Genomic DNA, 13,454 nt, shown 5'->3' on the forward strand with positions numbered 1-13,454 from the left:
GTACTACTCCAAATTACTTGATAGTTTCGCTATTAGATTTAAAGAAACGGACTTTTTTTCCGTCTTCGAATCTAAAGCCTACACGGTCAGCCTTACCAGTTGCCGCATTGAAGATTGCAAGGTTAGAAACTTGAATTGCAGCTTCTTTTTCAACGATGCCACCTGGTTGATTCAGGGCCGGAACCGGCTTCTGATGTTTTTTAACCAGGTTAATACCTTCAACAATGACCTTACTAGCAGACAGGACATTTTTTACTTTACCGCGCTTACCTTTATCTTTACCGGTTAGCACAATAACTTCGTCATCACGACGGATTTTCGCTGCCATGATTCGCTCCTTAAAGTACTTCTGGTGCCAGAGAGATAATTTTCATGAACTTCTCATTACGCAGTTCACGAGTTACCGGCCCAAAAATACGCGTACCGATAGGCTGTTCGCTGTTATTGTTTAAAATAACGCAAGCATTGCCATCGAAGCGAATGACAGAACCGTCCGGGCGACGAACACCCTTCTTGGTGCGCACCACTACCGCCTTCAGAACATCGCCTTTCTTCACCTTACCGCGAGGAATTGCTTCCTTGATGGTAATTTTGATGATATCGCCGACGCCTGCGTAGCGACGGTGCGAGCCACCTAGAACCTTGATACACATTACGCGACGTGCACCGGAATTATCGGCCACGTTCAGCATAGTCTGTTCTTGGATCATTTTAGTGCTCCGCTTGTCAACTACTACTCTAGGACCCTTTCGGGCCATTAAATACCCCATAATTGAGGGCGCAGCATTATAACACCGCTTCCTTGGTATGGGTAGAAAAAATAAACGGCCCTTTGCAGAGCCGTTTATCATAAGAGAAGAGCGCTACTTTATTACAGAATCGCTTTCTCTACAACGCGAACAAGTGTCCAAGACTTATTTTTGGACAGCGGACGGCATTCGCGGATTTCAACCACGTCACCGATACCGCATTCATTGTTCTCGTCATGTACGTGCAGCTTAGTCGTACGCTTAATGAATTTACCGTAAAGCGGGTGTTTCACAAAACGTTCGATAGCAACAACCATGGATTTCTCCATTTTGTCGCTTACAACACGACCTTGCAGAGTACGGATTTTATCGGTCATTACGCACCCGCCTTCTCAGTCAGTAAAGTCTTAACACGTGCAATATTGTGACGCACTTGTTTTACCAGGTGAGTCTGTTGCAACTGACCACTGGCAGCCTGCATACGCAGGTTAAATTGCTCGCGCAGCAGGCCGAGCAGTTCAGTGTTCAGCTCTTCGACGCTTTTTTCACGCAGCTCATTTGCTTTCATTACATCACCGTCTTAGTTACAAAGGTGGTTTTGATAGGCAGTTTCGCTGCTGCCAGTTGGAATGCCTCACGGGCTAACTCTTCCGGCACACCGTCCATTTCGTACAGGACTTTACCTGGCTGAATCAAGGCAACCCAATATTCTACGTTACCTTTACCTTTACCCATACGAACTTCAAGCGGTTTCTCGGTGATCGGTTTGTCCGGGAATACACGGATCCAGATCTTACCTTGACGCTTAACAGCACGGGTCATGGCACGACGTGCAGCTTCGATTTGACGAGCAGTCAGGCGACCGCGGCCAACAGCTTTCAGACCGAAAGTGCCGAAGCTAACATCCGTACCCTGCGCCAGACCACGGTTGCGGCCCTTGTGCACCTTACGGAATTTTGTACGCTTTGGTTGTAACATCAGCGACTCTCCTTACTTGCGGCCTTTACGCTGCTGCTTTTTAGGTTGAGCAGCCGGTTTTTCCGGTTGTTCAACGGCAGCCATACCACCCAGGATCTCACCTTTGAAGATCCACACTTTCACACCGATAACACCATAAGTGGTGTGCGCTTCGGAGGTGTTGTAGTCGATATCCGCACGCAGTGTGTGCAACGGAACACGACCTTCACGGTACCATTCAGTACGCGCGATTTCAGCGCCGCCAAGACGGCCACTTACTTCAACTTTAATACCTTTAGCGCCCAGACGCATGGCGTTCTGTACCGCACGCTTCATAGCACGACGGAACATCACACGACGCTCCAGCTGAGAAGTGATGCTGTCAGCAACCAGTTTTGCGTCCAGTTCAGGTTTACGAACTTCTGCGATATTGATCTGTGCAGGTACGCCAGCGATATCCGCTACGACTTTACGCAGTTTCTCAACATCTTCACCTTTTTTACCGATCACGATACCCGGGCGAGCAGTGTGAATAGTCACACGGATGCTTTTGGCCGGACGTTCGATAACGATACGAGAAACGGAAGCCTTCTCCAGTTCCTTCGTCAGGTATTTACGAACTTTAAAATCGCTGTCCAGGTTGTCAGCGAATTCTTTGGTATTCGCATACCAGGTAGAGTTCCAAGGTTTGACAATACCCAGGCGAATACCATTAGGATGTACTTTCTGACCCATTGCTAGTCTCCAGAGTCTCAGCGATCGGACACAACCACAGTAATGTGGCTGGTACGCTTCAGGATGCGATCCGCACGACCTTTAGCACGCGGCATAATGCGCTTCATGCTTGGGCCTTCGTCAACGAAGATTTTCGCGACTTTCAGATCATCAATGTCAGCGCCATCGTTGTGTTCTGCGTTAGCAATAGCAGACTCCAGCACTTTTTTAACCAGACCAGCAGCTTTCTTGTTGGTGTAGGTCAGAACTTCCAGAGCTTGCGACACTTTCTTACCGCGAATCAGGTCTGCCACCAGGCGAACCTTTTGAGCAGAAGAACGAGCGTGGCAATGTTTAGCGATAGTTTCCATCTCTTCCTCCTACCTTAGCGCTTCTTGGCCTTTTTGTCGGCCGCATGGCCGCGATAAGTACGAGTCGGCGCGAATTCACCCAGTTTGTGACCGACCATTTCATCGGAAACAAACACCGGAACGTGCTGACGACCATTATGGACAGCGATGGTCAAACCGATCATATTTGGAAAGATCGTTGAACGACGGGACCAAGTGCGCAAAGGCTTCTTGTCTCCGCTTTCCACCGCTTTCTCTACCTTCTTCAGCAAGTGCAGGTCAATAAATGGACCTTTCTTGAGAGAACGTGGCATGGTTTATCCTCTAAGATTATTTAGTACGGCGACGTACGATAAATTTATCAGTACGCTTGTTGCTGCGGGTCTTCTTACCTTTGGTCTGAACGCCCCACGGACTAACCGGGTGCTTACCAAAGTTACGACCTTCACCACCACCGTGTGGGTGGTCGACTGGGTTCATTGCCGTACCGCGAACGGTAGGACGAACACCACGCCAGCGTGCAGCACCAGCTTTACCCAGAACGCGAAGCATGTGCTCAGCGTTGCCGACTTCGCCCAGCGTAGCGCGGCAGTCGGATTCGACTTTACGCATTTCGCCAGAACGCAGACGCAGGGTAACGTAAGAACCGTCACGAGCAACGATCTGAACGTAAGCACCAGCAGAGCGAGCCAATTGGCCGCCTTTACCTGGTTTCATTTCTACGTTATGAACCGTTGAACCGACTGGAATGTTACGCATCGGCAGGGTGTTACCCGCTTTAATCGCAGCATCAACGCCAGATTGAATCTGATCGCCGGCTTTCAGGCCTTTCGGCGCCAGGATGTAACGACGTTCGCCGTCTTTGTACAGAACCAGCGCGATATTCGCGGAACGGTTCGGATCATACTCCAGACGCTCAACAACCGCAGGAATACCATCTTTATTGCGTTTGAAGTCAATCAGACGGTATTGCTGTTTGTGACCACCACCGATGTGACGGGTAGTGATGCGGCCATTGTTGTTACGGCCACCGGATTTGCTGTTCTTTTCCAGCAACGGGGCATAAGGTTTGCCCTTGTGCAGCTCAGGGTTAACCACTTTAACAACGTGGCGACGACCCGGAGATGTCGGTTTACATTTAACAACTGCCATTGTCTTTCTCCTCCGACTTACTCAGCGCCGCCGATGAAGTCCAGATTCTGGCCTTCTTTCAGGGTGACGTAAGCTTTTTTCCAGTCGCTGCGACGACCAATACGCTGTCCGTGACGCTTAACTTTACCCTTAACTACCAGGGTGTTTACGTCTTTAACTTCTACTTCGAACAGTTTCTCTACAGCAGCAACAATCTCTGCTTTAGTCGCGTCTTTAGCAACTTTGAGAACGATGGTGTTAGTTTTTTCCATCGCGGTAGATGCTTTTTCAGATACGTGCGGCGCGCGCAGTACTTTCAGCAGACGTTCTTCACGGATCATGCCAGCATCTCCTCAACTTGCTTAACTGCATCAGCAGTCATAACGACTTTGTCGAAGGCGATCAAGCTAACTGGGTCGATACCTGCTGCATCACGCACGTCAACCTTGTACAGGTTACGCGCAGCCAGGAACAGATTCTCATCCAGTTCACCGGTGATGATCAACACGTCTTCCAGTGCCATATCTTTCAGTTTCTGCGCCAGCAACTTAGTTTTAGGTGCTTCTACAGAGAACGTCTCGACAACGATCAGACGATCTTGACGTACCAGTTCGGACAGAATGCTTTTCAGCGCACCGCGGTACATCTTTTTGTTAACTTTCTGACTGTGGTCCTGTGGCTTAGCAGCGAAGGTCACACCACCGGAACGCCAGATCGGGCTCTTAACAGAACCAGAACGCGCACGGCCAGTACCTTTCTGACGCCAAGGTTTTTTACCGGAACCAGTTACTTCAGCACGGGTCTTCTGGGCGCGAGTACCTTGACGGGCACCTGCTGCATAAGCAACAACAACCTGATGTACCAGCGCTTCGTTGAAATCACGACCGAAGGTAGTTTCGGAAACAGTCAGCGCGCTTTGCGCGTCTTTCAATACTAATTCCATTGCTATCTCCTCACGCCTTCACAGCTGGTTTAACGATCAGGTCGCTACCGGTAGCTCCCGGAACAGCACCTTTAACCAGCAGCAGGTTGCGCTCAGCGTCAACACGCACTACGTCCAGGCTCTGAACGGTTACACGTTCGTTACCCAGCTGGCCTGCCATTTTCTTGCCTTTGAACACTTTGCCCGGAGTCTGGTTCTGACCGATAGAACCCGGAACGCGGTGGGACAAGGAGTTACCGTGAGTAGCATCCTGAGTACGGAAATTCCAGCGCTTAACTGTGCCAGCAAAACCTTTACCTTTAGATGTACCAGTAACGTCTACTTTTTTAACGTCTGCGAAAATTTCGACACTGATGCTCTGACCTACAGTGAACTCTTCGCCTTCAGAAAGACGGAATTCACGCAGAGTACGGCCAGCTTCTACGCCAGCTTTAGCAAAGTGACCTGCTTCTGGCTTGGTAACACGGTTTGCTTTTTTAGCACCAGTAGTTACTTGCACAGCGCGGTAACCGTCGTTAGCCAGGTCTTTAACCTGAGTTACGCGGTTTGCTTCAATTTCGATAACGGTTACGGGGATAGATACGCCATCTTCAGTGAAGATACGGGTCATGCCCACTTTTTTACCGACTAAACCAATCATTGTTTCAACCTCTCAATCGCTCAATGACCTGATTAACCCAGGCTGATCTGCACGTCTACACCAGCAGCCAGATCCAGACGCATCAGAGCATCAACGGTTTTCTCGGTTGGCTCAACGATGTCAACCAGACGCTTGTGAGTGCGAATCTCGTACTGATCGCGCGCATCTTTATTGACGTGCGGAGAAATCAGAACGGTAAAGCGCTCTTTGCGGGTCGGCAGCGGGATCGGACCACGTACTTGCGCACCAGTGCGCTTAGCAGTCTCGACGATTTCCGCAGTTGATTGATCAATCAGACGATGATCAAACGCTTTCAGGCGGATACGGATTCTTTGGTTCTGCATGAGACCAGAGCTCCAATTATTTATAAACGTAAATGACTACTCCTCACACCCATTTCGATTGATGGGGGAGTGTAATCGTCAGCACATAACCCCCATATCGGGAGTATTGTTTTGGGCAATAAATGAATATTGACCGTCTGATTCGGATTGAATCAGGCTTACCTAGTTTCGGTAAGCTCGCGCATTATACGCAAATTGGCAGGGGAAGCAACAAGCGGGATGAAATGATTTTAAATCCGGCCGGACGATGTGTGCGACTCCAGCCGGATTGGGGATAACAATACATAGCATCGTACCTGCTATGTTACTCAGCTTTTAGCTGAGCTTGAAGATAGTTTTGTATGCCAAGACGTGAAATCAAATCTAATTCTGTTTCCAGCCAGTCTATGTGACCTTCTTCATCGGCAAGAATTTCTATCATTAAATCCCTACTGACGTAGTCATGCACCGAATCAGCATAGGCAATTGCCTCACGCAAATTCTTTGCACCATCCAATTCAAGTTGAAGGTCAGAACGTAAAATCTCTTCGACATCCTCGCCAATATTTAACTTACCCAAATCCTGTAGATTCGGGATGCCTTCAAGAAATAGGATTCGTTCGATGTAGCGATCAGCATGCTTCATTTCGTCAATAGACTCATGATATTCGTGATCGTTTAGACGGGTTAAGCCCCAGTTTTTAAACATTCGGGCATGAAGAAAATATTGGTTAATGGCTACCAGCTCGTTGCCCAATAATTTATTCAGGTGGGTGATGACTTTTTTATCGCCTTTCATGACATGCTCCTCCGCTCCAGTTCTTAAAGTGTAGAACCGGTAAGCAGAGAGTCAAAAAAACGACCCTACATTTTATGCTACTTCATACATATCAGGAATTTTAGCCTGCTCTTCCTCAAAAATGACACGCGCCTGGCGAATACACTTACCACAATCTGTCCCAATAGGAACGAGCTTGCGTAATTGTTGCATAGATTGAGGCTGGTGCTGACGAACAGCATTACGAATGACTTTGTCAGAAATTGCGTTACACAAACAAACATACATACCAGAATGACTCATTGTTATCGCGAGTGTCTTTCACGCTACCTTTCGGGACACTGCAAACGGTATTTGAAACCGCTCCTAGCGATTTTTTAACCAACGAAGTTATTCTAAATAAGAATTATTTTTATTTCAATTTCCATTTAATCATTAAGACGTAAAAAAGGCACCGGAGTGCCTTTTTCATGCATTGAGTTTATCAGCGATTAAGCGATAACTTTAGCAACAACGCCCGCGCCTACTGTACGGCCGCCTTCACGGATTGCGAAACGCAAACCATCGTCCATCGCGATTGGGTGGATCAGGGTAACAACCATTTTGATGTTGTCGCCCGGCATGACCATCTCTACGCCTTCTGGCAGTTCGATGGTGCCCGTTACGTCAGTCGTACGGAAGTAGAACTGAGGACGGTAGCCTTTGAAGAACGGAGTATGACGGCCGCCTTCATCTTTGCTCAGGATATACACTTCTGATTCGAACTGAGTGTGCGGCTTGATTGAACCCGGCTTAGCCAGTACCTGACCACGCTCGATTTCTTCACGCTTGATACCACGCAGCAGAACACCAACGTTCTCGCCTGCACGACCTTCGTCCAGCAGTTTGCGGAACATTTCTACGCCAGTACAGGTAGATTTCGCAGTATCTTTGATACCTACGATTTCAACTTCTTCACCCACTTTAACGATACCGCGCTCTACACGACCGGTAACAACGGTACCACGACCGGAGATGGAGAATACGTCTTCGATTGGCAGCAGGAACGGCTTGTCAATCGCACGCTCTGGTTCTGGAATATAAGAATCCAGGTAGCCTGCCAGTTCGATGATTTTGGCTTCCCACTCAGCTTCGCCTTCCAGCGCTTTCAGAGCAGAACCACGAACCACTGGGGTGTCGTCGCCTGGGAAGTCGTACTGAGACAGCAGCTCACGCACTTCCATCTCAACCAGTTCCAGCAGCTCTTCATCATCAACCATGTCACATTTGTTCAGGAACACGATGATGAAAGGAACGCCAACCTGACGACCCAGCAGGATGTGCTCACGGGTCTGAGGCATTGGGCCGTCAGTCGCAGCAACAACCAGGATCGCGCCGTCCATCTGAGCAGCACCGGTGATCATGTTTTTCACATAGTCGGCGTGTCCTGGGCAGTCAACGTGCGCATAGTGGCGAGACGGGGTATCGTATTCAACGTGAGAGGTGTTGATGGTGATACCACGTGCTTTTTCTTCCGGTGCGTTATCGATCTGGTCGAATGCACGCGCGTTACCACCGTAGGTTTTAGCCAGAACGGTAGTGATTGCAGCGGTCAGAGTAGTTTTACCATGGTCAACGTGGCCGATAGTACCGACGTTAACGTGGGGTTTTGTACGTTCAAATTTTTCTTTAGACACGGCGATATTCCTTACTCAAATGCTCTCCCCCTATGGAGAGAGCACGGGATTTTGTTTTAACCCTGAGGTTTATTTACCACGGGCTTCAATTACGGCCTGAGCAACGTTGTTAGGTGCATCATCGTACTTCAGGAACTCCATGGAGTAAGAAGCACGGCCTTTGGTCAGAGAACGCAGTTGAGTTGCGTATCCGAACATTTCAGACAACGGAACTTCAGCGTGAATCACAACGCCAGTAACGTTAGATTCCTGACCACGCAGCATACCACGACGACGGCTAAGGTCACCGATGACGTCACCAGTGTTCTCTTCCGGCGTTTCAACTTCAACCTTCATGATCGGCTCAAGCAGAACAGGTTTTGCTTTCTTAAAGCCATCTTTAAAGGCGATAGAAGCAGCCAGTTTAAACGCCAATTCAGAGGAGTCAACGTCATGGAAAGAACCGAAGTGCAGACGCACGCCGAGATCAACCACTGGGTAACCAGCCAGCGGACCCGCTTTCAGCTGTTCCTGAATACCTTTATCAACGGCAGGGATGTATTCGCCAGGAATTACACCACCTTTGATGTCGTTGATGAACTCGTAACCTTTCGGATTTGAGCCCGGCTCCAGCGGATACATGTCGATAACAACATGACCATACTGACCACGACCACCAGACTGCTTGGCGTGTTTACCTTCGATATCGGTAACTTTCGCACGAATCGCTTCACGATAAGCAACCTGTGGTTTACCCACGTTCGCTTCAACGTTGAATTCACGCTTCATACGGTCAACGATGATATCGAGGTGCAATTCACCCATACCAGCGATGATAGTCTGGTTAGATTCTTCGTCAGTCCATACGCGGAAAGACGGGTCTTCTTTAGCCAGACGGCCCAATGCCAGACCCATTTTTTCTTGGTCAGCTTTGGTTTTCGGTTCTACCGCGATGGAGATTACCGGCTCAGGGAATTCCATACGTTCCAAAATGATGACGTTATCTGGATCACACAGAGTGTCACCCGTCGTTACATCTTTCAGACCGATAGCAGCAGCGATATCGCCCGCACGAACTTCTTTGATCTCTTCACGCTTGTTAGCGTGCATCTGAACGATACGACCAAAACGCTCACGTGCTGATTTAACTGGGTTCAGTACGGTGTCGCCGGAGTTAACTACACCAGAGTACACGCGGAAGAACGTCAGGTTACCAACAAACGGGTCGGTAGCAATTTTGAACGCCAGTGCAGCAAATGGCTCTTCGTCACTTGCGTGACGCTCAGCTGGAGTGTCTTTACCGTCATCCAAAAGACCATTGATTGCAGGTACGTCAACTGGGGATGGCAGGTAGTCAACTACCGCATCCAGCATCGCCTGAACACCTTTGTTCTTAAATGCAGAACCACAGGTTACTAGGATGATTTCGTTGTTCAGAACGCGCTGACGCAGAGCTTTTTTGATCTCTTCTTCAGTCAGTTCTTCACCACCCAGGTATTTCTCCATCAGCTCTTCAGAAGCTTCTGCTGCGGATTCGATCAGGTTTTGGTGCCATTCTTCAGCCAGATCCTGCATATCAGCTGGGATCTCTTCGTATTCGAAGGTCACGCCCTGATCGGCATCGTTCCAGTTGATGGCTTTCATTTTCACCAGGTCAACAACACCAGTGAAACCTTCTTCAGCACCAATTGCCAGCTGCAGCGGAACAGGGTTCGCGCCCAGACGGGATTTGATCTGACCAACAACTTTCAGGAAATTCGCACCCATGCGGTCCATTTTGTTAACGAACGCAATGCGTGGAACTTTATATTTGTTTGCCTGACGCCATACGGTTTCAGACTGCGGCTGAACACCACCAACTGCGCAGTAAACCATTACCGCACCATCCAGTACACGCATGGAACGTTCTACTTCGATAGTGAAGTCAACGTGTCCCGGGGTGTCGATGATGTTTACGCGATGCGGTTCATACTGCTTAGCCATACCAGACCAGAATGCAGTAGTCGCTGCGGAGGTGATAGTAATACCACGCTCCTGCTCCTGCTCCATCCAGTCCATGGTAGCTGCGCCGTCATGAACTTCACCGATTTTATGGTTTACACCAGTGTAGAACAGAATACGTTCGGTAGTAGTGGTTTTACCGGCGTCGATGTGCGCACTGATACCAATGTTACGGTAGCGTGCGATGGGTGTTGTACGAGCCATTTGTATCCTCTGTTTACTAGGGCGTTCAATTTAGTTAACCCAAGCGGGTTGGCTATCTTTAGCGCCCGCTTGGTTAGCATGACTACAACGAAGGGATTACCAACGGTAGTGAGCGAACGCCTTGTTAGCTTCGGCCATACGGTGAACGTCTTCACGTTTCTTAACAGCAGTACCTTTGTTCTCTGCTGCATCAGAAAGTTCGTTCGCCAGGCGCAGAGCCATAGATTTATCACCGCGTTTACGAGCAGCTTCTACGATCCAACGCATTGCCAACGCATTACGACGAACCGGACGGACTTCTACTGGTACCTGATAAGTAGAACCACCAACGCGGCGCGACTTAACTTCGACAGTCGGGCGAACGTTGTCCAGAGCTACTTCAAAAGCTTCCAGATGATCTTTACCAGAGCGCTGAGCCAGGGTCTCCAGCGCGGTATAGACGATTGCTTCAGCAGTAGATTTTTTACCATCTACCATCAGGATGTTTACAAATTTGGCCAACAGTTCTGATCCGAACTTAGGATCCGGCAGAATTTTACGTTGACCAATGACGCGACGACGTGGCATGGAAATACTCCGTTGTTAATTCAGGATTGTCCAAAACTCTACGAGTTTAGTTTGACATTTAAGTTAAAACGTTTGGCCTTACTTAACGGAGAACCATTAAGCCTTTGGCTTCTTCACGCCGTATTTGGAACGGGATTGCTTACGGTCTTTAACACCTGAGCAGTCCAGCGCGCCACGAACGGTGTGGTAACGCACACCTGGCAGGTCTTTAACACGACCGCCACGGATCAGGATCACGGAGTGCTCCTGCAGGTTATGACCTTCACCACCAATATAGGAGGTAACTTCAAAACCGTTAGTTAAACGAACACGACATACTTTACGCAGTGCGGAGTTCGGTTTTTTAGGGGTGGTAGTATATACACGGGTACATACGCCACGTTTCTGCGGGCATGCTTCCAGCGCCGGAACGTTGCTTTTAGCAGCCTTCAGGGAGCGTGGTTTGCGTACCAGCTGGTTAATCGTTGCCATTCAAAAAGCTCCTGGGTTTTGCTTCGTAAACACGTAATAAATCGCCTCATGTTTGCGCAAGGCAAAGTATGAGGACGCAGAATTTTAGGGCTGGCAGTGGAAGGAGTCAAGAAATATACAAAAATTCGGCGTTACCACGCGAGTTGCTGCGGGTGTTCCACTGTCAGTTGAACAAACTGATTATAGTCAATGAGCGTCACATTGTTTGAAATTTGTTCAGTCATTCCTCTTGCCGCCGTATCAGGCTGGAGCGCGTAGAGAAGAACAGCTGAATCAAGGAGACGCTGAATAATATCTCCACCAGCTAGCGCAGCGATCACACCGTCTTGCAATAAGACCAACGCATCACCCTGACCCAAAGCGAGCAGAAGTGCATCCAAGTCAACGTGATAAGGAGAACGTGAGAGCGTATGCAGCATAAAGGGGAAACCCGTCGCTAGAATGAAAGGATGGAATGATAATCGGCCAGCTTACTGCGCCATGCTTGCGGCGCTAATAGTTCGACATCCAAAACCCAGTCTGTCTCTATACTCAGCCCGCGCTGACGCACAGAAGTCTCGCACAGATAGCAACATTCGATATCGTACAATGGCAGCACACCAAACGTTGCGATGTAATTACGCATCAAAATCTTTTCCGGCTGTTGATGCGGCAGCAGTTGAAGCACGCCATCGCCAACAAAAAATACGCCAATCTCTTCCGTCAGTGCTGACATAGCCAATAGTGCATCCAGCCCCTCTCGCCCAGCAGCACTCCCATGTGGAGAATGCGTAAAAACAAATGCGACTCGCTTCATAACGCTACCTTAAAACTGAATAACCCGATCGCAGGTCAGCACCGATTGCGCCAGCTCCCCCAGCCCGCTCAGAACAAAGCCGGGTTGCAGATTCGCGCCAGCAAGATTGAGCTGAGTCGCTTGCTGTGCATCGGTCACACCTCTGCGTAATGCAGCGGCGACACAGACATTCAGCGCAACCTGATGCATTTCACCCAACTTCTGCCAGGCGCGTACAAGATCAAACTCATCATTAGCGGGTGACGTTAGCTGGTTGGCATTTAGCACGCCCTCGCGATAGAAGAACACACTTTTCAGTCTGTGCCCTTCAGCCAACAGCACCTGTGCAAACTGCAACGCGCTGCTTGCCTGCTGTGTGCCATAAGCCGGGCCAGTCACCAGCAAACAGTAACTCAGCATTAACGTTCGTGCCCGCTGAAGTCACCGCTTTTGAATTGACGGATATAAAGGTAGACCGTGTGTTTGGAGATATTGAGGCGTTCGGCGACCTGGTTGATGGCGTCTTTAATATCAAAGATGCCTTTCTCATACAGGCTCAGTACGATTTGGCGATTTTTCGCATTATTGGAGACGTTGCGATCCGCATTAACTTCCTCAATCGAAAATTCCAGCGTTTGTGCCACGAGATCATCAACGGATGACGCAAAGTTAACGGAAGAAGCGGCATCGTTCGTTTCAGGTGGAATAAAGGTCTGCACGATCTGAGAGAAAGGCACATCCAGATTCATGTTGATACACAGCAGCCCAATCACGCGCTGATCGCGATTACGGATCGCAATCGTCACTGACTTCATCAACACGCCGCTTTTTGCACGGGTAAAATAGGCTTTCGACACGCTGCTATCTTCACCTGCCATGTCATGCAGCATGCGCAATGCAAGATCTGTAATCGGCGAGCCAATCTTCCTACCAGTATGTTCCCCATTCGCAATACGCACGGCGGAACATTTAAGATCCTCAAGCGAGTGCAACACAATCTCACAGTGCTCGCCAATCAACATGGCCAAGCCATCAACCACCGCTTCATACGATTTCAGGATCTCATAGTCCGTTTGACTGAAAGGACGTTCATCCAGCAAATCAAGCTCATAAGATTCGCCAGATACAAGCGAATTAGACATGGCAGACACCACCCTCAACGTCATTATCCCCTAAATAATTCGAGCTGCGTGACA

Annotated in this window: 23 protein-coding genes; all 23 read right to left on the reverse strand. The window is 49.0% G+C overall.

What is annotated here, in order from left to right; translation table 11 throughout:
* Window positions 1-13 precede the first annotated feature (13 nt).
* Complete coding sequence (gene rplX / locus JFY74_18700) at window positions 14-328, reverse strand: 50S ribosomal protein L24 (GenBank protein ID QQG28059.1); 315 nt, start codon at window positions 326-328, stop codon at window positions 14-16.
* 10 nt (window positions 329-338) lie between these two features.
* Window positions 339-710 carry a 50S ribosomal protein L14 gene (gene rplN / locus JFY74_18705; GenBank protein QQG28060.1) on the reverse strand — a complete coding sequence of 124 codons (372 nt, stop codon included), beginning with the start codon at window positions 708-710 and terminating at the stop codon, window positions 339-341.
* 161 nt (window positions 711-871) lie between these two features.
* Window positions 872-1,126, reverse strand: coding sequence for a 30S ribosomal protein S17 (gene rpsQ / locus JFY74_18710; protein ID QQG28061.1), 255 nt, complete (start codon window positions 1,124-1,126; stop codon window positions 872-874).
* Window positions 1,126-1,317: a 50S ribosomal protein L29 gene (gene rpmC / locus JFY74_18715; protein QQG28062.1), complete on the reverse strand. Its 192-nt coding sequence runs from the start codon at window positions 1,315-1,317 to the stop codon at window positions 1,126-1,128. The genes rpsQ and rpmC overlap by 1 nt, the downstream gene beginning before the upstream one ends.
* Window positions 1,317-1,727: a 50S ribosomal protein L16 gene (rplP, locus tag JFY74_18720; GenBank protein QQG28063.1), complete on the reverse strand. Its 411-nt coding sequence runs from the start codon at window positions 1,725-1,727 to the stop codon at window positions 1,317-1,319. Before rplP ends, rpmC begins: the two co-directional genes overlap by 1 nt.
* A gap of 12 nt (window positions 1,728-1,739) precedes the next feature.
* A complete protein-coding gene (gene rpsC, locus JFY74_18725) occupies window positions 1,740-2,441 on the reverse strand; it encodes a 30S ribosomal protein S3 (GenBank protein QQG28064.1) in 702 nt (233 codons plus the stop codon).
* Between the two features lie 17 nt (window positions 2,442-2,458).
* The gene (gene rplV / locus JFY74_18730; protein ID QQG28065.1) at window positions 2,459-2,791 is read right to left on the reverse strand and encodes a 50S ribosomal protein L22; all 333 of its coding nucleotides are present in this window, start codon (window positions 2,789-2,791) and stop codon (window positions 2,459-2,461) included.
* Between the two features lie 14 nt (window positions 2,792-2,805).
* The gene (gene rpsS / locus JFY74_18735; GenBank protein ID QQG28066.1) at window positions 2,806-3,084 is read right to left on the reverse strand and encodes a 30S ribosomal protein S19; all 279 of its coding nucleotides are present in this window, start codon (window positions 3,082-3,084) and stop codon (window positions 2,806-2,808) included.
* 16 nt (window positions 3,085-3,100) lie between these two features.
* Window positions 3,101-3,922, reverse strand: a complete 822-nt coding sequence (gene rplB / locus JFY74_18740) for a 50S ribosomal protein L2 (protein ID QQG28067.1) — start codon at window positions 3,920-3,922, stop codon at window positions 3,101-3,103.
* 17 nt (window positions 3,923-3,939) lie between these two features.
* Window positions 3,940-4,242, reverse strand: a complete 303-nt coding sequence (gene rplW, locus JFY74_18745) for a 50S ribosomal protein L23 (protein QQG28068.1) — start codon at window positions 4,240-4,242, stop codon at window positions 3,940-3,942.
* Window positions 4,239-4,844 (reverse strand): 50S ribosomal protein L4, encoded by a 606-nt coding sequence (rplD, locus tag JFY74_18750; GenBank protein ID QQG28069.1) that lies wholly within the window; start codon window positions 4,842-4,844, stop codon window positions 4,239-4,241. The genes rplW and rplD overlap by 4 nt, the downstream gene beginning before the upstream one ends.
* 10 nt (window positions 4,845-4,854) lie before the next feature.
* The gene (gene rplC / locus JFY74_18755) at window positions 4,855-5,484 is read right to left on the reverse strand and encodes a 50S ribosomal protein L3 (GenBank protein QQG28070.1); all 630 of its coding nucleotides are present in this window, start codon (window positions 5,482-5,484) and stop codon (window positions 4,855-4,857) included.
* Between the two features lie 32 nt (window positions 5,485-5,516).
* Complete coding sequence (gene rpsJ / locus JFY74_18760) at window positions 5,517-5,828, reverse strand: 30S ribosomal protein S10 (GenBank protein ID QQG28071.1); 312 nt, start codon at window positions 5,826-5,828, stop codon at window positions 5,517-5,519.
* A gap of 304 nt (window positions 5,829-6,132) precedes the next feature.
* Window positions 6,133-6,606, reverse strand: a complete 474-nt coding sequence (gene bfr / locus JFY74_18765) for a bacterioferritin (protein ID QQG28072.1) — start codon at window positions 6,604-6,606, stop codon at window positions 6,133-6,135.
* Between the two features lie 72 nt (window positions 6,607-6,678).
* Window positions 6,679-6,873: a bacterioferritin-associated ferredoxin gene (bfd, locus tag JFY74_18770; GenBank protein ID QQG30583.1), complete on the reverse strand. Its 195-nt coding sequence runs from the start codon at window positions 6,871-6,873 to the stop codon at window positions 6,679-6,681.
* 203 nt (window positions 6,874-7,076) lie between these two features.
* Window positions 7,077-8,261 (reverse strand): elongation factor Tu, encoded by a 1,185-nt coding sequence (gene tuf, locus JFY74_18775; protein ID QQG28073.1) that lies wholly within the window; start codon window positions 8,259-8,261, stop codon window positions 7,077-7,079.
* A 69-nt stretch (window positions 8,262-8,330) separates the two neighbouring features.
* A complete protein-coding gene (fusA, locus tag JFY74_18780; GenBank protein ID QQG28074.1) occupies window positions 8,331-10,445 on the reverse strand; it encodes an elongation factor G in 2,115 nt (704 codons plus the stop codon).
* Window positions 10,446-10,541: 96 nt separating this feature from the next.
* Complete coding sequence (rpsG, locus tag JFY74_18785; GenBank protein ID QQG28075.1) at window positions 10,542-11,012, reverse strand: 30S ribosomal protein S7; 471 nt, start codon at window positions 11,010-11,012, stop codon at window positions 10,542-10,544.
* A 96-nt stretch (window positions 11,013-11,108) separates the two neighbouring features.
* Window positions 11,109-11,483 (reverse strand): 30S ribosomal protein S12, encoded by a 375-nt coding sequence (rpsL, locus tag JFY74_18790; GenBank protein QQG28076.1) that lies wholly within the window; start codon window positions 11,481-11,483, stop codon window positions 11,109-11,111.
* 131 nt (window positions 11,484-11,614) lie between these two features.
* On the reverse strand, window positions 11,615-11,902 hold the full coding sequence (gene tusB / locus JFY74_18795) for a sulfurtransferase complex subunit TusB (protein QQG28077.1): 288 nt from the start codon (window positions 11,900-11,902) through the stop codon (window positions 11,615-11,617).
* A 17-nt stretch (window positions 11,903-11,919) separates the two neighbouring features.
* Window positions 11,920-12,279, reverse strand: a complete 360-nt coding sequence (tusC, locus tag JFY74_18800; protein ID QQG28078.1) for a sulfurtransferase complex subunit TusC — start codon at window positions 12,277-12,279, stop codon at window positions 11,920-11,922.
* Between the two features lie 9 nt (window positions 12,280-12,288).
* The gene (gene tusD, locus JFY74_18805; protein ID QQG28079.1) at window positions 12,289-12,678 is read right to left on the reverse strand and encodes a sulfurtransferase complex subunit TusD; all 390 of its coding nucleotides are present in this window, start codon (window positions 12,676-12,678) and stop codon (window positions 12,289-12,291) included.
* Window positions 12,678-13,400 carry a transcriptional regulator gene (locus JFY74_18810; protein ID QQG28080.1) on the reverse strand — a complete coding sequence of 241 codons (723 nt, stop codon included), beginning with the start codon at window positions 13,398-13,400 and terminating at the stop codon, window positions 12,678-12,680. The genes tusD and JFY74_18810 overlap by 1 nt, the downstream gene beginning before the upstream one ends.
* Between the last annotated feature and the right edge of the window lie 54 nt (window positions 13,401-13,454).

The sequence above is a fragment of the Pectobacterium carotovorum genome (genome assembly GCA_016415585.1).
GTDB lineage: Bacteria > Pseudomonadota > Gammaproteobacteria > Enterobacterales > Enterobacteriaceae > Pectobacterium > Pectobacterium carotovorum_K.